Below are 19,046 nucleotides of genomic sequence, written 5' to 3'. Positions count from 1 at the left end.
TTCGCCAGAGGGAGGCCCCGCGTAGTCGTCTCAAACCTGGGAATGTTCCGCCGAGGTGCTGGTGCAATTAAGCTTGGACAAGCCTTGCAAGTAGAGACGGTGAGGTATACCTTAAAAGTTGTTCGTTCAGCCGCTGTGCCTTGTTGAATGCGCCCGCGGGCTCCTTTTCCAGAGACATCGACGAATTGAATTGGTTCTGCGTGAGCGTCACGCGGAATGTGCGCTTGCGCGCTTTGGAGAAGAAAATGACGACAGGTACCGTGAAGTGGTTCAACGGCCAGAAAGGCTTTGGATTCATTCAGCCCGACGACGGCGGCCAAGATGTGTTCGTTCACATCAGCGCGGTCGAGCGGGCTGGTCTTGCGGGTCTCGCTGAAGGCCAAAAGGTCAACTTCGAGGCCAAGACCGACAAGATGCGGGGCAAAGTCAGCGCAGAGAATCTCTCGCTGGCCTGAGCTCCCTGGTGCCGTTTCACGGATGTACTGAAACGGCCACGCTGCCCGCTCGATCCTAGGGATTGAGCGGGTTTTGTCTGTTTTCGGAGCAGGGTGAGGGATGAGCGCCAGGAAATCGGCAGAACCGTCACCCGAAGGTATCGCGCGTTCCAACCGCCAACGATTGGCGGCTGAAGAAGGAGCGCGCGCCATGGCGGATGCCGTAAAACAGGCGGTCGACGTTCGCAAGAACATGGCGCGGCTGCGCGAACTGCGCGAAGCCAAGGAAGCGGCCGACGCGACCCTTCGAGCATCGTTGCCGGCATCGCCCCCGACGAAGCGCAAGAGGAAGCCGCCGCAATAATCGACTTCAGCAGCGCCACCGATGAAATCTGGAGAGGACCGGTCACATGCCGAAGAGTGCGGGTCGTGCCTAGAGCCAAGTCGGACGGCGGTGGCACAATCACCTTTTTTCTGGCGCTTGGCGCTGGCCGACAGATGTGCCGGCTCGCGACCACGTTCCAAACGCAGAAACAGGCCTTCAGCTATCTTCAGAAGCACCGCACCGAGTTTGAGCGCATCGCGCGGACCCGGCTGGCGTCCGGGGAGCTCGAGGACGGCGTCGTCCTTCTCTCGATGCTCTAGAGCATGATCCGGAAAACGTACGGCGGTTTTCAGCCGGCCGGATGCAGATCGTAACCAGCGACAAGACGCTTCCTATTCGGGCAAGCCTTTTTCAAGCAGCTCTTTTTCAAGCTGCTCTTTCGACTTCGCCTCGCGGGCCAATCGCTCCGCTTTGAGCCGCTCGCGGTTCTCGTTGAGGGAGTGCTGGTCCTTGGCATAGTCGTTCATCGGCTTCTGCGTCTTGACTGGCTTGAACGCCTTGTTGGCTTCGCGCTTGGCCCGATCAGAGGATTGATCTCTCAACATTTCGACCTCACTTCGATCAATGGGCGTAGCCCGGGAGCGCCTGACGCGACGCCTCCCGCCTGCAAGCCGATATGGATTGATTGGTCACCCTCCGAACGGGAGGGTGGATCATCCTTCAGTGTTGGGCGGGTCTGGCGCGAGGTTCGGTCACTCGCCGTGGAGGCGGCACGTTCGCATTTCTGAGAGCATGCCGGTCGAAGAAGCAACGGCCGGTGTGCGGTTCGGTTCCTTTGGCGCGAACAAAAAGGCCGCCGAAACCGGCGGCCTTTCGCGCTTGCAGCGAGCTTGCTTACTCCGCGGCCTGCTTCTGCGGCGGGTCGAGCGCGCCGGACTTGTGGATGTCGGCGACCTGGTGGTCGCTGAAGCCGAGCACGGAGCGCAGGATCTCGTCGGTGTGCTCGCCGAGCAGCGGGGAGCGCTCGACGTCGCTCGGGCTATCCGACAGCTTGATCGGGTTGCCGACCGAAATGTACTTGCCGCGGGTGGGGTGGTCGACTTCGACCAAGGTACCGGTGGCGCGCAGCGACTGGTCCTCGATGATCTCCTTCATCGACAGGATCGGGCCGCAGGGGATGTCGTCCTTGTTGAGGATTTCCATCGCCTCGAACTTGGTCTTGGTCATCGTCCACTGCTCGATGCGCGCAAAAATCTCGTTGAGGCGCGACAGCCGGGCCGGCGGCTTGGCGTAGTCGGGATGGGTCTTCCAGCCGGGTTCGCCGATCACGTCGCAGATCTTCTCCCAGACCGGCGCCTGGGTGATGAAATAGAGGTAGGCGTTGGGATCGGTCTCCCAGCCTTTGCACTTGACGATGCGGCCGGGCTGGCCGCCGCCGGAATCATTGCCGGCGCGCGGCACGGCGTCGCCGAACGGAATGCCTTCGCCGTACTGGCTGTATTCCTTCAGCGGGCCATGGGCGAGGCGCTGCTGGTCGCGCAGCTTGACGCGGGCGAGGTTGAGTACGCCGTCCTGCATCGCAGCCGTAACCTTCTGGCCCTTGCCGGTGACGGTGCGCTGGTAGAGCGCGGTGACGATGCCGAGCGCGAGGTGGAGGCCGGTGCCGCTGTCGCCGATCTGCGCGCCGGTCACGAGCGGCAGGCCGTCGCGGAAGCCGGTGGTGGAGGCGGCGCCGCCGGTGCACTGCGCGACGTTCTCATAGACCTTGCAGTCTTCGTACGGTCCGGGGCCGAAGCCCTTGATAGAGGCGACGATCATCTTCGGGTTGATCGCCTGGATCTTCTCCCAGGGGAAGCCCATGCGGTCGAGCACGCCGGGGCCGAAGTTTTCCACCAGCACGTCGCACTTCTTGATCAGCTCGGTGAGGACTTCCTTGCCCTTGGGGTTCTTGGTGTCGAGCGTGATCGAGCGCTTGTTGTGATTGAGCATGGTGAAATACAGGCTGTCCACGTTCGGGATGTCCTGCAGCTGGCCGCGGGTGATGTCACCCACGCCCGGACGTTCCACCTTGATCACGTCAGCGCCGAACCAGGCGAGCAGCTGCGTGCAGGTCGGTCCTGATTGAACGTGGGTGAAGTCGAGAATGCGAACGCCCGTAAGCGCTTTGGTCATGCTGTTGCTCCGTACTCTGTGTCTGCCCCCGCCAACCGCAGGGAATTAAGGGTTGAGGGGTGGACTTACTTCTTCTTCTGCAGAACGCTCTGCGGATTGAGGTTGCCGATGCGGCCGCTCTCCGAGCCCGCGGCCGGATCGATCACCGCGTTGATGAGTGTCGGCTTGCCGGACTTCATGGCTTCGTTGACGGCACGCTTGAGCTCGTCCGGCGAGGTGGCGTTGACGCCGACGCCGCCGAAGGCTTCCATCATCTTGTCGTAGCGCGCACCCTTGACGAATACCGTCGTCGCGGGATCGGCGTTGGCGCCGTTGACGTCGGTGCCGCGATAGATGCCGTCATTGTTGAAGATCACGACGCAGATCGGAAGGTTGTAGCGGCAGATGGTCTCGACCTCCATGCCGGAGAAGCCGAAGGCCGAGTCGCCTTCCACTGCGAGCACGGGGTGACCGGTCTCGAGCGCAGCCGCGATCGCCTGGCCCATGCCGATGCCCATCACGCCCCAGGTGCCGACGTCGAGACGCTTGCGAGGGCGGTACATGTCGATCACGCCGCGGGCGAGGTCGAGCGTGTTGGCGCCTTCGTTGACGAGGATCGCCTCAGGGTACTCCTTGATGACGTTCTTCAGCACGCCGAGCGCGCCGTGATAATCCATCGGCGATTTGTTGTTCATGAGCTTCGGCGCCATCTTGGCGACGTTCTCTTCGCGCTTGGACGAAATCGCCTTGGTCCATTCGGCGGGCGGGGCGGTCCAGCCGGAAGCCATCGCCTGGTTGAAGGCGGAGACGACCGAGCCGATGTCGCCGACGACGGGCGCGACGATCTCGACGTTGGAGTCCATCTCGCGCGGCTCGATGTCGACCTGGATGAACTTCTTGGGCGCTTCGCCCCAGCTCTTGCCCTTGCCGTGCGAGAGCAGCCAGTTCAGCCGCGCGCCGATCAGCATGACGACGTCGGATTCCTTCAGCACGGTCGAGCGGGCCGCACCGGCGCACTGCGGATGGGTGTCGGGCAGGAGGCCCTTGGCCATGCTCATCGGCAGGAAGGGCACGCCGCTCTTCTCGACGAAGGATTTGATCTCTTCGTCGGCCTGCGCGTAGGCCGCGCCCTTGCCGAGGATGATGAGCGGACGCTTGGCACCCTTGAGCACGTCGAGCGCACGCTTGACCGAAGCGGGCGAGGGGATCTGCGCGGGCGCAGCATCAATCACCTTGACCAGCGACTTCTGGCCGGCATCGGCGCTCATCACCTGGCCGAACAGCTTTGCCGGCAGGTCGAGATAGACGCCGCCCGGACGGCCCGAGACCGCGGCGCGGATGGCGCGGGCCAGGCCGATGCCGATGTCCTGGGCGTGCAGCACGCGATAGGCCGCCTTGCACAGGGGCTTGGCAATCGCGAGCTGGTCCATCTCTTCGTAGTCGCCCTGCTGCAGGTCGACGATCTCGCGCTCCGATGAGCCCGAGACCAGGATCATCGGGTAGCAGTTGGTGGTGGCGTGGGCGAGCGCGGTGAGACCGTTGAGGAAGCCGGGCGCGGAGACCGTGAGGCAGACGCCGGGCTTCTTGGTGAGGTAGCCGGCGATGCCTGCGGCGTAACCGGCGTTCTGCTCGTGGCGGAACGAGATCACGCGGATGCCCTCGGCCTGCGCCATGCGGCCCAAATCCGTGATCGGGATGCCCGGCACATTATAGATGGTGTTGATGCCGTTCAGCTTGAGCGCGTCGATGACGAGATGAAAGCCATCCGTCAGCTCCTGCTCGGTGCCCGGTGCCTCGGACTTGGTCGCGGTATTCAGCATGGGCCTTGTCTCCCTGGTCTCAGATAGTGGGGCGAATTGTTCGCCCTTCTGGTGAACGTTGCTAGGTTACGTAAACAGTTCCTGGCCGTGCGCTTCGACGTAAGCGGCAAGGCCGAGAGTGTGGTCGCGGGCACGCTTCTCGGCGAGCTCGGTGTCGCGTGCCTCCAGTGCTTCGATCATGCCGAGATGCTCGGGCAGCGAGGTCGCAGTGCGGTCCTTGCGTCCGATGGTCAGCTGGCGATAGCCGCGCACGTGCAGCAGCAGGTCGTTGGTGAGATCGACCAGCACCGGCGATTCCGACAGCGAGATCAGCGCCTGATGGAAGGCGATGTTGGCGCGCGAATATTCCTCGACGTGATCCTCGGGCAGGCGGTCCTTGCCGAAATCCTTGAAGTAGTCACGCAGCGCCGTGATGTCCTTCTTGCGCGCGGTGGTGGTGATGAGGCGCGCAGCCATGCTCTCCAGCGCAGCCCAGGCGCGGATCATGTCGACGATCTCGCTCTTGGTCCTGCGCACCACCATGATGCCGCGGCGGGGCACCGTCTTCACGAAGCCGTCCTGCTCGAGCATCGCGATGGCTTCGCGGATCGGGGTGCGGCTGACACCCAGACGTTCGGACAGCGCGCGCTCGTCGAGCATCACCGGCTCGGGCGTCGAATAGATGTCCATCCTGAGGATGGCTTCCTTCAAGGCGTCATACGCCTTGTTCTTGAAGCTGCTCTCCGGGGCAATACGAACGATTGCGATATCTGCCTCGGCCATGTTCGGCAACGCCTTGGTTGGTTTCCGCAGTGACACGACGAATCTCCTCCAGTGGGAGTCGTCTTTTACAGGATTATTAACGGGAAAGTTTTTGGCATACCACATGCCAGAATGTCAAGCTGGCTATTTTTTGCGGCGTTCTAAGCGATGCCGCAGCTTGACAAGTTGGCTTCTGGCATACCAAATGCCATCGCCAGCCATTTTTGATCCACGGCGGCGGAGTAATCTGGCGCTTATGCCGCTCCGTTCCGCGGAATGGAACAGAGCGCGGCGAATGGCAAGCATCACGGGCAGCCGCAAAACCACGCGCGCGCTTTGAAAAGAACGAACTGAGGTCAAGGGAGAAGCCACATGTCCAATTCCAAAGAAGCCGTCCGCAAGGTGCTTGACCAGGTCAAGGCGGACAACCGCACCAGCCTGACGGCCCCGGAAGGCAAGCTGGTCTGCGACGCCTATGGCATTCCGGTGCCGAAGGAGGGCGTGGCGAAGTCGGCGGGCGAGGCCGGCAAGATGGCCTCGTCGATGGGCTTCCCGGTGGTGATGAAGATCGTCTCGCCCGACATTCTCCACAAGACCGAAGCGGGCGGCGTCATCGTCGGCCTCAAGACCGCCGAAGATGCCGAAAAGGCCTACGAGACCATTCTCGGCAACGCCAGGAAGTACAAGGCCGACGCCAAGATCGACGGCGTCCAGGTGCAGCAGATGCTGGCCGGCGGCACCGAGGTCATCGTCGGCTCGATCACCGATGGTTCGTTCGGCAAGCTGGTCGCCTTCGGCCTCGGCGGCGTGCTGGTCGAAGTGCTCAAGGACATCACCTTCCGTCTCGCGCCCGCGACCAAGGAAGACGCGCTCTCGATGCTCGACGGCATCCAGGCGCATGAGATCCTCAAGGGCGTGCGCGGCGGCGAGCCGGTGAACCGCAACGCCCTCGCCGATGTCATCGTCAAGGTCTCGCAGCTCGTGACCGATTTCCCTGAAATCGTCGAGCTCGACCTCAATCCGGTGTTCGCGACGGCGAAGGGCGCGACCGCCGCCGACGTGCGCATCGTCGTCGACTTCGCCTATGTGCCGAAGCCGAAGCCGCGCCCGACCGAGGAGATCGTCGCGGCGATGAGCCGCATCATGCAGCCGAAGGCGGTCGCCGTGGTCGGTGCCTCCGCCGAGGACGGCAAGATCGGCAACTCCGTGATGAAGAACCTCATCAACGGCGGCTACAAGGGCGACATCTATCCGATTCATCCCAAGGCCACCGAGATCCTCGGCTACAAGGCCTATAAGAGCGTCAAGGACGTGCCGGGCGTGATCGACACGGCCGTGTTCGCGATCCCCGCGAAGTTCGTGGCGGCGGCGCTCACCGAATGCGGCGAGAAGAAAATCCCCGGTGCGGTGCTGATTCCGTCGGGCTTTGCGGAGGCCGGCGCGCCGGAGCTGCAGGCCGAGATCGTCGAGGTCGGCAAGAAATACGACATCCGCCTGATGGGGCCGAACATCTACGGGTTCTACTATACGCCCGCCAATCTCTGCGCGACCTTCTGCACCGCCTACGACGTCAAGGGCCACGCGGCGCTGTCGTCGCAGTCGGGCGGCATCGGCATGGCCATCATCGGTTTTTCGCGCTCGGCGAAAATGGGTGTGTCGGCGATCGTGGGCCTCGGCAACAAGTCCGATATCGACGAGGACGATCTGCTCGCCTTCTTCGAGCAGGACCCGAACACCAACCTGATCGCGCAGCATTGCGAGGACCTCAAGGACGGCCGCGCCTTCGCGGAAGCCGCCAAGCGCGTCTCCAAGAAGAAGCCTGTCGTCGTGCTCAAGGCCGGCCGGACCTCGGCGGGCGCCAAGGCGGCCTCGTCGCATACCGGCGCGCTCGCCGGTAACGACAAGATCTACGAGGACGTCCTGGCGCAGTCCGGCGTGATCCGCGCTCGTTCGCTGCGGCAACTGCTCGAATTCGCCCGCGGCGTGCCGGTGCTGCCGACGCCGAAGGGCGAGAACGTGCTGATCATCACCGGTGCCGGCGGCTCGGGCGTGCTGCTGTCGGACTCCTGCGTCGACAATGGCCTGTCGCTGATGTCGATGCCGGCGGATCTGGATGCGGCCTTCCGCAAGTTCATCCCGCCGTTTGGTGCGGCCGGAAATCCTGTGGATATCACCGGCGGCGAGCCTCCGATCACCTACGTGAACACGGTGAAGCTCGGCCTCTCCGATGAGCGCATCCACTCGCTGATCCTCGGCTACTGGCACACCATCGTCACGCCGCCGATGGTGTTCGCCCGCAACATGGTCGAGGTGAAGAAGGAGATGGAGGCGAAAGGCTTCGTGAAGCCGATCGTCGCCTCGCTCGCGGGCGACGTCGAGGTCGAGGAAGCCGCCGAATATCTCTACCAGAATGGCATCCCGGCCTACGCCTACTCGACCGAGCTTCCGGTCGAGGTCCTCGGCGCCAAGTACAAATGGGCGCGCGGGGCAGGGCTGCTCTGAGACGAAGACTTCACCTCTCCTCGCTCGCGGGGAGAGGTGACAACTGTCAGGTCGCGATGAGCAAGAACGTGATCCGGCGCAAATCGCTCGAGCCTCGATCATCGGAGGCCGACAACGACACGCGCGACGGCGGCGTGCAGTCCGTCGATCGCGCGCTGTCGATCCTCGAAACGCTGGCCGAGGACGACGAAGGCTATCGCCTCAGCGATCTCGCGGTGCGGACCGGCCTGTCGGCTTCCACGGTGCACCGCCTGCTGGCGACGCTGGAGAGCCGCCGCTTCGTGCAGTTCGACCGCACGCAATCAAAATGGCATGTCGGCTCGCGCGCCTTCACGGTGGGTGCGAGCTTTGCGCGGCGGCGCAATTTTTCCGCGCAGGCGATTCCTTACTTGCGCAAGCTGCGCGATCTCACCCGCGAGACCGCCAATCTCGCCGTGGTCGACGACGAGTTCATCATCGTGCTGACCCGCATGGAGAGCCGCGAGATCATGCGCTCGCTGACCCTGGTCGGCGGCCGCGTCCCCATGGTGACGTCCGGCGTCGGCAAGGCCGTGCTCGCAACCTATTCCGATGAGGACGTCGGCGCCGTCATCCGCCATCACGGCATGCCCCGGCTGACCGAGAAGTCGATCGTGCGGCCGAGCGACCTGTTCAAGGAGCTCGAAAAGATCCGCAAGCAGGGTTTTGCCCTCGACGATGAAGAAGCCAGCATGGGGCTGCGCTGTATTGCCGCAGTGGTCTACAACGACTGTGCCGAGCCGCTCGCGGCGATTTCCGTCTCAGGCATGACCAGCCGTTTGACCGACGACAGGCTGCCGGAAATCGGCCAAATCGTGCGCGAGGTCGCCGGCGAGCTGACGGTTGCGCTCGGTGGGGTGATGCCGGCGCCGCGCTAACTGGGGAACCCGGGCACTGTCGCTGGACAGCATCGGCCGTTTTGGCTGATATGCGACCAAACGACACAATGCGGCAAACGTCCGCATGAGCCTGGAGAGCGTCCTCATGTTTCAATTTTCCGCGCGCCTTGCCGGCGCAGCCGTCGCGCTGACCCTTGCGGCAGCGACGCCGTCCCTTGCCCAGCAGCTCGAGCTCAAGCTGATGGCGCCGGCGGCCCCGGGCGGCGGCTGGGACCAGACCGCGCGCTCCATGCAGCAGGCGCTGGTGGCCGCGGGCGTCGCGCGCAGCGTGCAGGTCACCAACGTTCCCGGCGCCGGCGGCAGTGTCGGCATCGCGCAATTCGTCAACGGCGCCAAGGGCGACGGCAATCAGATGATGGTCAACGGCTTCGTCATGGTGGGCGCGCTCGCCATGAACAAGTCGCCGGTGACGCTGGAGCAGGTGACGCCGATCGCGCGCCTCACCGAGGAAATCCAGGTGATCGTGGTTCCCGCGAATTCGCCGATCAAGACTGCGCAGGATCTGGCCGCCGCGGTGAAGGCCGATATCGCCAAGGTGACTTTCGCCGGCGGCTCGGCCGGCGGCGTCGACCATGTGATGGCGGCGTTATTCGCCGGCGCGGTCGGTGCCGATGCCAAGAAGATCAACTACATCCCGTTCTCCGGCGGCGGCGAGTCGCTGGCGGCGATCCTCGGCGGCAAGGTCACCGCGGGCATTTCGGGCCTCAGCGAATATGAAGGGCAGATCAAGTCCGGCAAGCTGCGCGCGATCGGCGTGACCTCGGAGAAGCGCATCCAGGGCAGCGACATCCCGACCTTCAAGGAGCAGGGCATCGACCTCGTGATCGCCAACTGGCGCTCGGTGGTGGCGCCTCCCGGCATCACGCCGGAGCAGCGCAAAACCCTGAGCGATGCGGTCGAGAAGATGGTGAAGTCGGACGCCTGGAAGGAAATCCTCAAGCAGAAGGGCTGGGAAGACGCCTATCTCGGCGGTGACGCCTTCGCCGACTTCCTGAAGAAGGAAACCGTGCGGGTCACCGACGTGCTGAAATCGGTCGGCCTGGTCAAGTCATGACCTCGGGCGATCCGGCCCAGCCGCCGCGGCGCGTCGATCGCGCCGGCATCGTCATCGCTGCACTGCTCGCAGGCCTCGCCGCGGTGCTGGTCTTCGACGCGCGCGGCCTGTCGTCCACCGCGATGTACGGCATGGGGCCGGAGGCGATGCCTGTCGTGATCGCCAGCGGCCTTGCGCTGCTTGCGATCGGCAATTTCATCGACGCGCTGCGCGGCAATTTGCCGGCGCGCGAGAGCGCCGATCCCGTGCCCGTGGTTCTGATCCTCATCGGTCTTGCGCTGCTGATCGCCATCATCGGCTTTGGCGGCGGCTTCATCCTGGCGACGTCGGCGCTGTTCGTGACGACATCGGCCGCCTTCGGCCGCCGTGCCATCCTCGTCGACAGCATCATCGCCCTCGTGATGTCGATCCTGATCTATCTCGCGTTCGACCGGTTGTTGACGCTGAGCCTTCCGACCGGCCCGCTGGAGCGACTGCTGTGATGGACACTTTTGCGGCGCTGGCGCACGGCATGGCCGTCGCCATTCAGCCGATGAACCTGCTCTATGCCCTGATCGGTGTATTCCTCGGCACCGCCGTGGGCGTGCTGCCCGGCATCGGCCCGGCGCTGACGGTCGCGCTGCTGTTGCCGGTCACCTACAAGCTAGATCCCGGCGGCTCGCTGATCATGTTCGCCGGCATCTATTATGGCGGCATGTATGGCGGCTCCACCACCGCGATCCTGATCAACACGCCCGGCGAGAGCGCCTCGATGGCGACCGCGCTCGAAGGCAACAAGATGGCCAAGGCCGGCCGCGGCGGGCCGGCGCTTGCGACATCCGCGATCGGCTCCTTTGTCGCCGGAACCATCGCCACCATCGGCCTGGCCTTCCTCGCGCCGTGGCTGGTCGATTTCGCCGTGCGCTTCGGTCCTGAGGATTACTTCGCGCTGATGTGCGTCGCCTTCGTCACGGTGTCGGCGACCTTCGGCGATTCCCCGATCCGCGGCCTGACCAGCCTGTTCATCGGCCTGACGCTTGGCCTCGTCGGCATCGACAAGTTGACTGGTCAGGCGCGGCTTGCGTTCGGCGTTCCTGAACTGCTCGACGGCGTCGAGGTGACGACGCTCGCGGTCGGCCTGTTCGCGGTGGGTGAGGCGCTCTATGTCGCCTCGCGCCGCCACCACAGCGAGGAGAAGCTCGAGCCGGTGCGCGGCTCGCTGTGGATGACCAGGGAGGATTGGAAGCGTTCGTGGAAGCCGTGGCTGCGCGGCACCATGTTCGGCTTTCCGATCGGCGCGCTGCCGGCGGGCGGCGCTGAGATCCCGACCTTCCTGTCCTATTCGACCGAGAAGCGGCTGACGAAACACCCCGAAGAGTTCGGCAAGGGCGCGATCGAAGGCGTCGCGGGGCCGGAAGCCGCCAACAACGCCTCCGCCGCCGGCACGCTGGTGCCGCTCTTGACGCTGGGACTGCCGACCTCGGCGACGGCCGCGATGATGCTGGCGGGCTTCCAGCAATACGGCCTCAACCCGGGACCGCTGCTGTTCGCCGAGCGGCCTGATCTCGTGTGGGGCCTGATCGCGAGCCTGTTCATCGCCAACGTGATGCTATTGGTGCTCAATCTGCCGCTGGTCGGCCTGTGGGTGCGGCTGCTTGCGATCCCGCAGCCATGGCTCTATGCCGGCATCCTCGTATTCGCGACCATGGGCACCATCGCCGCAAAACCGTCGGTGGTCGAGTTGTCCATGCTCGCCGGTTTCGGCGTGCTCGGCTTTTTGATGCGCCGGTTCGATTTTCCGATCGCCCCCGTCGTGGTCGGCCTGATCCTCGGCCCGATCGCCGAGAGCCAGTTGCGCAGGGCGCTCGCGATCAGCCTCGGCGATCCCATGACGCTGCTGCAGAGCCCGATCTCGGCGACGCTGCTGGCGCTGGCACTGATCGCGCTGCTGGCGCCCTTCGTGTTGAAGGGGCTGGGCCGGTTCAAGGCGACCGAAGATTAGTCATCCCGGCGCTGGCATCTTGTGATGCTGCGTCCATCTCGTGGGGACATTCCATGCCGTCAGAACTTCGTTCGCCCCGTCTCGCCGTCCTGATCGATGCCGACAATGCGTCGGCAAAAATCGCGGACGGACTGTTCGAGGAGATCGCCAAGATCGGCGAGGCCAGCGTCCGCCGAATCTACGGCGACTTCTCCAACGCGCGGTCCAGGGGGTGGGCCGACATTCTGTCGAAGCACGCCATCATCCCGCAGCAGCAGTTCGCCTATACGACGGGCAAGAATGCATCCGACATCACGCTGGTCATCGACGCCATGGACCTGCTTCACAGCGGCCGGTTCGACGGCTTCTGCCTGGTGTCATCCGACAGCGACTTTACCCGTCTGGCGGCCCGCATCCGGGAGCAGGGCATCGATGTCTTTGGGTTCGGCGAGCAGAAGACGCCCGAAAGCTTCAGGCAGGCCTGCCGACGGTTCGTCTATACGGAGAACCTGCTTGCCGGCACGGCGACCGCCCAGGACGCATCTTCACGCTCAGCGCCGCTTCAGCCGCCCGATGCCGCCACGCCCATCATCAAGAAGGTCATCACCCAGATGGAGAGCGAGGACGGCTGGGTCGCGCTCGGTGAAGTCGGACGGCAGCTCGCCAATCTCGCTTCCGATTTTGATCCGAGGACCTACGGCTTCCGCAAGCTGAGCGACCTGGTGCGGAAGACGAATTCGTTCGAGATCGATGAGCCGAAGGGCCGGTCGATGCGGATCCGGGTCAAACCCGCTGCGGCGCCGCCGGCGAGAACGCGGAACCCGCGCCGATCTGCCAGGTCGGGAACGGCAGGCGGTGCGGCGCCCAAGGCGTAAGCAGGGCGTGCCGTCATATTTGCACTTGCCCGGTTTGGTGCAGGGCGTAACCATCGCCGGGCCGTAACGCCGCGCGAGGGTCCCGATGACCAAACTCAACCGCTTCACCGTCGCCCCGCTGCATGCGATGACCCGGCGTCTCGCCGATGTCGCGTCCGCGCGTCTCGCGCCAGATCTGGTCATTACCGGCGCGCGGGTGCTCTCGACCTATTCGGAACGCATCCATCCCGGTCGGGAGGTCTGGATCACCGGCGGGCGCATCGCGGCGGTGAAGCCATCAGGCGCGGCAAAGAAGATCTGGCCCAACGTGGCCATCTACGATGCCGCTGGCGGCGTCATCGCACCCGGGCTGGTCGATCCGCACATCCACATCGAATCCTCGATGGTGACGGCCTGCGCCTATGCGGAGGCCGCGCTGCTCAACGGCACCACCACGATCTTCTGCGACAGCCACGAGATCGGCAACGTCATGGATGTCGCCGGCGTGGAGGCGATGCTGGAAGACGCGCGCGAGGCGCCGCTCTCGATCTTTTTGACGGTGCCGTCGACTGTCCCTGCGACTTCGGCCGAGCTCGAAACGGCGGGAGGAGACCTTACACCGGACAAGATCGCCGGCCTGTTCGACCGCTGGCCCGAAGCCGTGGGGCTCGGCGAGAAGATGGATTTTGTCCCGGTCACGATGGGCGACGAGCGCAGCCACGCGATCCTCGCGGCCGCCTTGAAGCGGGGACGTCCGGTGTCCGGCCATGTCTACGGCCGCGACTTCGTCGCGGCCTATGCGGCGTCAGGTGTGACCGATACCCATGAAGCCATTGATCGCGACATCGCCGACGATCTGCTCGATGCCGGCGTCTGGATATTCCTGCGCGGCGGTCCGCCGACCACGCCATGGCATTCGCTGCCGCAGGCGATCCGCACCATCACCGAGCTCGGCGCCTCGCACAAGCGCACGGCGGTGTGCACCGACGACCGCGACGCCGACGACCTCCTGATGTTCGGTCTCGACTGGGTGGTGCGCGAAGCCGTGAAGGCCGGGATGTCACCGGAGCAGGCCTGGTCGATGGGCTCGCTGCACGGCGCCACGCGCTTCGGCATGGATGGCGACATCGGTGGCCTCGGCGGCGGCCGCCGCGCCGATCTCGTGCTGATGGACGACCAGCTCAAGCCACAATGCACCTGGTATGGCGGCGAGCTCGTGGTCGAGAACGGCGAGATCACCGGGCTGCTCGATCAGGCGCTGTCTCACCGCTATCAATATCCAAAGGCAGCCTACGCGACCGTGAAGCTGCCGGAGAAGGTCAAGCTGACGCCGGATCTGCCGGCGAAGGCCTGCACCGTCAATGCCATCAAGACAGCCTTGCCGGGTATCACGCTGATCCATGACAAAGTCGCGATCGAGCCAGCAAAGGACTGGCCGTCGCTGTTCGCGCGTTACGGCCTGTGCTTCGTCACAGTCATCGAGCGCCACGGCAAGTCGGCCGGCAATGTCGCTTACGGACTGCTGAAGGATTTTGGCCTGAAGCGCGGCGCGGTCGCCTCCAGCGTCGGACACGACAGCCACAACATCATCGTCGCCGGTACCAACGAGCCCGATATGCAGGTCGCGATCGCGGCCATCAAGGACCAGCAGGGCGGCGTCTGCGTCGTCGCCGACGGCAAGGTAAAGGCACTGGTTCCGCTGCCGATCGCGGGGCTTCTCTCGGACAAGCGCGTCACGGAGGTGGCCGAAGAGGTCAAGGCGCTGAAGAAGGAATGGGCCGAGGCCGGCTGCACCATCCCCTATATGGGCTTCAATTTGATTCCCCTATCGGTCATTCCGGAAATTCGCATCACCGACAAGGGCCTGGTGCTGGTGCCGCAGATGGAACTGGCGCCGCTGTTCGAGTGATCCGCTTTCATGCAACTCTCGATCTAACCGTTTGAGACCGCCGCTATTTTTCCGCGGCTGCCGCATCGTGGAAAATAAAATCGATCTCGTTGAGATCGGCTTCTGCGCACCCGATGATCTCGCTCGCTGACGCAACTTGAGCGAGGTCCGATATGGCGAAGATGCGAGCTATCGATGCTGCCGTGCGAATTCTGGAGAAGGAAGGCATCTCCACCGCCTTCGGCGTTCCCGGGGCCGCGATCAATCCGCTTTACTCGGCGCTGAAGAAGCGCGGCACGATCCGGCACATCCTGGCGCGGCATGTCGAGGGCGCCTCGCATATGGCCGAGGGCTATACGCGGGCGAAGGCCGGTAATATCGGGGTCTGCATTGGAACCTCGGGGCCGGCCGGCACTGACATGATCACCGGGCTCTATTCGGCGATCGCCGATTCCATTCCGATCCTCTGCATCACCGGGCAGGCGCCGCGCGCGCGGCTCTATAAGGAAGACTTTCAGGCCGTCGACATCGAGTCGATCGCAAAGCCCGTGACGAAATGGGCGGTGACCGTGCGCGAGCCGGCGCTGGTGCCGCGCGTGTTCAGCCAGGCGTTTCATGTCATGCGCTCGGGCCGGCCGGGGCCGGTGCTGATCGACATGCCGCTCGACGTGCAGCTCGCCGAGATCGAGTTCGACGACGAGACCTATGAGCCGCTGCCGGTTTACAAGCCCACAGCGACGCGCAAGCAGGTCGAGAAAGCGCTGGAGATGCTCAACGCCGCCGAGCGGCCGCTGATCGTCGCGGGCGGCGGCATCATCAATGCCGACGCTTCCGATCTCCTGGTCGAATTCGCCGAGATTGCCAACGTGCCTGTTGTCCCGACGCTGATGGGGTGGGGCGCGATACCCGACGATCACGTGCTGATGGCGGGCATGGTCGGCCTTCAGACCAGCCACCGCTACGGCAATGCCACCATGCTCGAATCCGACTTCGTGCTCGGCATCGGCAACCGCTGGGCCAACCGCCACACCGGCTCGGTCGAGACCTACACCAAGGGCCGCACCTTCGTGCATGTCGACATCGAGCCGACCCAGATCGGGCGCGTGTTCAATCCCGATCTCGGCATCGTCTCGGACGCGAAGGCTGCGCTCGAGCTGTTCGTCACCGTCGCCAGGGAGTGGCGCCGGTCAGGCAAGCTGCGCGAGCGCCAGGCGTGGCCCGCGGCCTGCCGCGATCGCAAGAAGACGATGCTGCGCAAGAGCCATTTCGACAACGTCCCGATCAAGCCGCAGCGCGTCTATGAGGAGATGACCAAGGCGTTTGGTCGCGACACATGCTACGTCACCGTGATCGGCCTGTCGCAGATCGCCGGCGCGCAGTTCCTCGGCGTCTATCGCCCACGCAACTGGATCAATGCCGGTCAGGCGGGGCCGCTCGGCTGGACACTGCCCGCCGCGCTCGGCGTGCGTGCCGCGTGCCCGGATCGCGACATCGTCGCGCTCTCCGGCGATTACGACTTCCAGTTCCTGATCGAGGAGCTCGCGGTCGGGGCGCAGTTCAATCTGCCCTATATCCACGTCGTCGTGAACAATTCCTATCTCGGCTTGATCCGCCAGGCCCAGCGCGGCTTCGAGATGGACTATCACGTTCAGCTCTCCTTCGAGAACATCAACGCGCCCGAGATCGGCGTCTACGGCGTCGACCACGTCGCGGTCGCCGAAGGCCTCGGCTGCAAGGCGATCCGCGTCACCGATCCGAAGGACGCGCAGGCCGCGTTCGCGACCGCGCGCGAATTGATGGCCAAGCACCGCGTGCCCGTGGTGGTCGAGTTCATCCTCGAACGCGTCACCAACATCGCGATGGGCACGGAGATCGACAACATCGTCGAGTTCGAGGAGGTGCTGGACCTGCCGCTCGACGAGGTCGAGCGGGCGCGCCCAGGCGTGCTGCAGCCGGCGGAATAGGAGAGGGGACCTCATCATGCCGAAATTCGCTGCCAACCTCACCATGCTCTTCAACGAGATGCCGTTCCTGGACCGCTTCGCAGCGGCGAAGGCGGCGGGCTTTTCCGGGGTCGAGTATCTCTTCCCCTATGATTTCGACAAGGCGCAGCTGCGCGAGCAGCTGGAAGCCCACGGCCTGACCCAGGTGCTGCACAATCTGCCGGCCGGAAACTGGGCCGGGGGCGAGCGCGGCATTGCGATCCTGCCCGATCGCACCGCCGAATTCCGCGACGGCGTGTTTCGCGCCATCGACTATGCCAAGGCGCTCGATTGCGAGCAGCTCAACTGCCTCGTGGGTATTGCGCCTGCCGATGCCGATCCGCGCGAACTCAACGAGACGCTGGTGGGAAATTTGCGCTTCGCCGCCTCCACGCTGGCACGCGAGAACATCAAGCTGCTGGTCGAGCCGATCAACACGCTCGACATTCCCGGCTTCTTCCTCAACGGCACCGAGCAGGCGATACAGCTGATCTCCGAGGTGCGGTCGAACAATCTGTTCGTCCAGTACGACATCTATCACATGCAGATCATGGAGGGCGATCTCGCCCGCACCATGCAGGAATATCTGCCCCAGATCGCCCACATCCAGCTCGCCGACAATCCGGGCCGCCACGAGCCCGGCACCGGCGAGATCAATTATCCCTTCCTGTTCCGCCACCTCGATGCGATCGGCTATCGCGGCTGGATCGGCTGCGAATACAAGCCGCGCACCACGACGCTGGAAGGGCTTTCGTGGCACGCGGCGCAGACGTTCGAGACGTGAGAATGCACCCACAGCGACGGTGCGCTCCCTCTCCCGCTTGCGGGGGAGGGCTGGGGTGGGGGTATCTCCGCGAAAAGATTCGATCGAGATGCGGTGAAAGCCCCCAAGCGGATAGAGCCCCCACCCGGCGCTACGCGCCGACCTCCCCCGCAAGCGGGAGAGGTGCACCGAGCTTGTGGATCGACTTGGCCTAAATCTGGAGGAATGAGACATGACCAACATCGGCTTCATCGGACTTGGCACCATGGGACGGCCGATGGCCGGCCATCTCCTTAGCGCTGGCCATCGTGTTCTCCTGCACGATGTTGCGCCGGTTGCGGCTGAGCTGATTTCCGCGGGCGGCATCGCCTGCAAGTCGGCCAAGGAAGTCGCGGAGGGCGCGGATGCCGTCATCATCATGGTGCCGGATACGCCGCATGTGGAAGCGGTGCTGTTCGGCAAGGACGGCGTTGCGAGCGGCATCTCCAAGGGCAAGATCGTCGTCGACATGAGCTCGATCTCGCCGCTGGCGACGAAGGAGTTCGCGAAGAAGATCGAGGCGCTCGGGGCGGACTATCTCGACGCGCCGGTCTCAGGCGGGGAGGTCGGCGCCAAGGCCGCGAGCCTCACCATCATGGTCGGCGGGCCGGAGCGGGCCTTTGGCACCATGAAGCCGGTGTTCGACAAGATGGGCAAGAATGTCACCCGCGTCGGCGCCAATGGCGACGGGCAGACGACGAAGGTCGCCAACCAGATCATCGTCGCGCTCACGATCGAAGCGGTGAGCGAGGCGTTGTTGTTCGCATCGAAAGCCGGGGCCGATCCGGCGCTGGTGCGGCAGGCGCTGATGGGCGGCTTTGCCTCCTCGCGCATCCTCGAAGTGCACGGCGAGCGCATGGTGAAGCGTAATTTCGCTCCCGGCTTCCGCATCGAGCTGCATCAGAAGGATCTCAATCTTGCGCTCGAAGGCGCGCGCTCGCTGGGCCTTTCGTTGCCGAGCACGGCAGTGGCGCAGCAATTGTTCTCGGCCTGCACCGCGCATGGCGGCAAGGGCTGGGATCATTCCGCGATGGTGCGGGCACTGGAACTGATGGCAGGTCACGAGATCGCCGCAGCCTGAACTGTTACGCGGTAACAGTCTCCAGTTTTTGAGGCGTCTTCGCTTCGGGGGAACCGGAACAATGCTCCGGCCCCGCGGTTGAAGGCGCAGGACAATCACTGGAGACAAATCAACATGAAAACCCGTCTTGCGATTACGTTGGCTGCAGCGTCGCTGCTGGCGTCGAGCGCAGCCTTTGCCCAGTCGACGACCGAACAAGGCGCCAGGGACGGCGCGCGTGCGGGCGGCGATATTGGCGGACCGATCGGCGCCATGGTTGGCGGCACCGTTGGTGCGGCCGTCGGCGCTGGCCTCGAGATTCCGAATGCGGTCCTCGGCGGAATTCCTCGCAGCGATTCCGTCGTGGTTGAGGAGCGCGTCGTGGTAGGCGAGCCGCTGCCGCCGACCGTGGTGCTCCGCCCCGTACCGAACTACACCGAGTATCGCTATGCGGTCGTGAACGATCGCCGCGTGATCGTCGAGCCGCGCACGCGTCGGGTAGTCAAGATCATCGACTGATCCAGGCCGGCCACAGGCGTGGAGGGGAAAGGGGGCC

At 64.4% G+C, this 19,046-nt stretch carries 18 protein-coding genes; 14 read left to right on the top strand and 4 right to left on the bottom strand.

Translation table 11 applies throughout. From position 1 onward, the window contains the following. Nucleotides 1-245 precede the first annotated feature (245 nt). From GDN70_RS26395 to GDN70_RS26385, 3 genes are all read left to right on the top strand, one after another. Nucleotides 246-455: a cold-shock protein gene (locus GDN70_RS26395; RefSeq protein ID WP_028143038.1), complete on the top strand. Its 210-nt coding sequence runs from the start codon at nt 246-248 to the stop codon at nt 453-455. 100 nt (nt 456-555) lie between these two features. Next, on the top strand, nt 556-798 hold the full coding sequence (locus GDN70_RS26390; protein ID WP_028143039.1) for a hypothetical protein: 243 nt from the start codon (nt 556-558) through the stop codon (nt 796-798). A 56-nt stretch (nt 799-854) separates the two neighbouring features. Then, a complete protein-coding gene (locus tag GDN70_RS26385) occupies nt 855-1,079 on the top strand; it encodes a hypothetical protein (RefSeq protein WP_028143040.1) in 225 nt (74 codons plus the stop codon). A gap of 72 nt (nt 1,080-1,151) precedes the next feature. Here GDN70_RS26385 and GDN70_RS26380 read toward each other — a convergent pair whose 3' ends face one another. From GDN70_RS26380 to GDN70_RS26365, 4 genes are all read right to left on the bottom strand, one after another. Beyond that, on the bottom strand, nt 1,152-1,364 hold the full coding sequence (locus GDN70_RS26380) for a hypothetical protein (protein ID WP_028143041.1): 213 nt from the start codon (nt 1,362-1,364) through the stop codon (nt 1,152-1,154). Nucleotides 1,365-1,653: 289 nt separating this feature from the next. After that, nucleotides 1,654-2,931 (bottom strand): formyl-CoA transferase, encoded by a 1,278-nt coding sequence (gene frc / locus GDN70_RS26375; protein ID WP_018315863.1) that lies wholly within the window; start codon nt 2,929-2,931, stop codon nt 1,654-1,656. Nucleotides 2,932-2,996: 65 nt separating this feature from the next. Continuing rightward, a complete protein-coding gene (oxc, locus tag GDN70_RS26370; protein ID WP_028143042.1) occupies nt 2,997-4,730 on the bottom strand; it encodes an oxalyl-CoA decarboxylase in 1,734 nt (577 codons plus the stop codon). Between the two features lie 66 nt (nt 4,731-4,796). After that, nucleotides 4,797-5,492 (bottom strand): GntR family transcriptional regulator, encoded by a 696-nt coding sequence (locus GDN70_RS26365; RefSeq protein ID WP_161966556.1) that lies wholly within the window; start codon nt 5,490-5,492, stop codon nt 4,797-4,799. A gap of 351 nt (nt 5,493-5,843) precedes the next feature. On the opposite strand from GDN70_RS26365, the gene GDN70_RS26360 reads away from it, so the two are divergent. The 11 genes from GDN70_RS26360 (at nt 5,844) to GDN70_RS26310 (ending at nt 19,009) form a co-directional block, all read left to right on the top strand. Then, a complete protein-coding gene (locus GDN70_RS26360) occupies nt 5,844-7,973 on the top strand; it encodes an acetate--CoA ligase family protein (protein WP_028143043.1) in 2,130 nt (709 codons plus the stop codon). Between the two features lie 56 nt (nt 7,974-8,029). Next, nucleotides 8,030-8,869 (top strand): IclR family transcriptional regulator, encoded by an 840-nt coding sequence (locus GDN70_RS26355; protein WP_152103248.1) that lies wholly within the window; start codon nt 8,030-8,032, stop codon nt 8,867-8,869. Nucleotides 8,870-8,975: 106 nt separating this feature from the next. Continuing rightward, the gene (locus tag GDN70_RS26350) at nt 8,976-9,944 is read left to right on the top strand and encodes a tripartite tricarboxylate transporter substrate binding protein (protein WP_038947124.1); all 969 of its coding nucleotides are present in this window, start codon (nt 8,976-8,978) and stop codon (nt 9,942-9,944) included. Next, a complete protein-coding gene (locus GDN70_RS26345) occupies nt 9,941-10,426 on the top strand; it encodes a tripartite tricarboxylate transporter TctB family protein (protein WP_038947126.1) in 486 nt (161 codons plus the stop codon). The genes GDN70_RS26350 and GDN70_RS26345 overlap by 4 nt, the downstream gene beginning before the upstream one ends. Continuing rightward, nucleotides 10,426-11,925, top strand: coding sequence for a tripartite tricarboxylate transporter permease (locus GDN70_RS26340; protein WP_152103247.1), 1,500 nt, complete (start codon nt 10,426-10,428; stop codon nt 11,923-11,925). Before GDN70_RS26345 ends, GDN70_RS26340 begins: the two co-directional genes overlap by 1 nt. A 53-nt stretch (nt 11,926-11,978) precedes the next feature. Beyond that, entirely contained in the window at nt 11,979-12,779 is an 801-nt protein-coding gene (locus GDN70_RS26335; RefSeq protein WP_028143048.1) for an NYN domain-containing protein, read from the top strand. Nucleotides 12,780-12,864: 85 nt separating this feature from the next. Then, nucleotides 12,865-14,667, top strand: a complete 1,803-nt coding sequence (locus tag GDN70_RS26330; RefSeq protein WP_152103246.1) for an adenine deaminase — start codon at nt 12,865-12,867, stop codon at nt 14,665-14,667. Nucleotides 14,668-14,819: 152 nt separating this feature from the next. Next, nucleotides 14,820-16,610: a glyoxylate carboligase gene (gcl, locus tag GDN70_RS26325; protein ID WP_038974256.1), complete on the top strand. Its 1,791-nt coding sequence runs from the start codon at nt 14,820-14,822 to the stop codon at nt 16,608-16,610. Nucleotides 16,611-16,626: 16 nt separating this feature from the next. Beyond that, nucleotides 16,627-17,412 (top strand): hydroxypyruvate isomerase, encoded by a 786-nt coding sequence (hyi, locus tag GDN70_RS26320; RefSeq protein WP_038947129.1) that lies wholly within the window; start codon nt 16,627-16,629, stop codon nt 17,410-17,412. 211 nt (nt 17,413-17,623) lie between these two features. After that, nucleotides 17,624-18,511: a 2-hydroxy-3-oxopropionate reductase gene (locus tag GDN70_RS26315; protein WP_152103245.1), complete on the top strand. Its 888-nt coding sequence runs from the start codon at nt 17,624-17,626 to the stop codon at nt 18,509-18,511. Nucleotides 18,512-18,625: 114 nt separating this feature from the next. Beyond that, a complete protein-coding gene (locus GDN70_RS26310; RefSeq protein WP_018315876.1) occupies nt 18,626-19,009 on the top strand; it encodes a DUF1236 domain-containing protein in 384 nt (127 codons plus the stop codon). Nucleotides 19,010-19,046: the final 37 nt, after the last annotated feature.

The organism is Bradyrhizobium sp. TM102 (assembly GCF_009176685.1).
GTDB lineage: Bacteria > Pseudomonadota > Alphaproteobacteria > Rhizobiales > Xanthobacteraceae > Bradyrhizobium > Bradyrhizobium ottawaense.
Note: the sequence above shows the minus strand (reverse complement) of the source record. Positions and strands in the feature narration are given on the sequence as shown.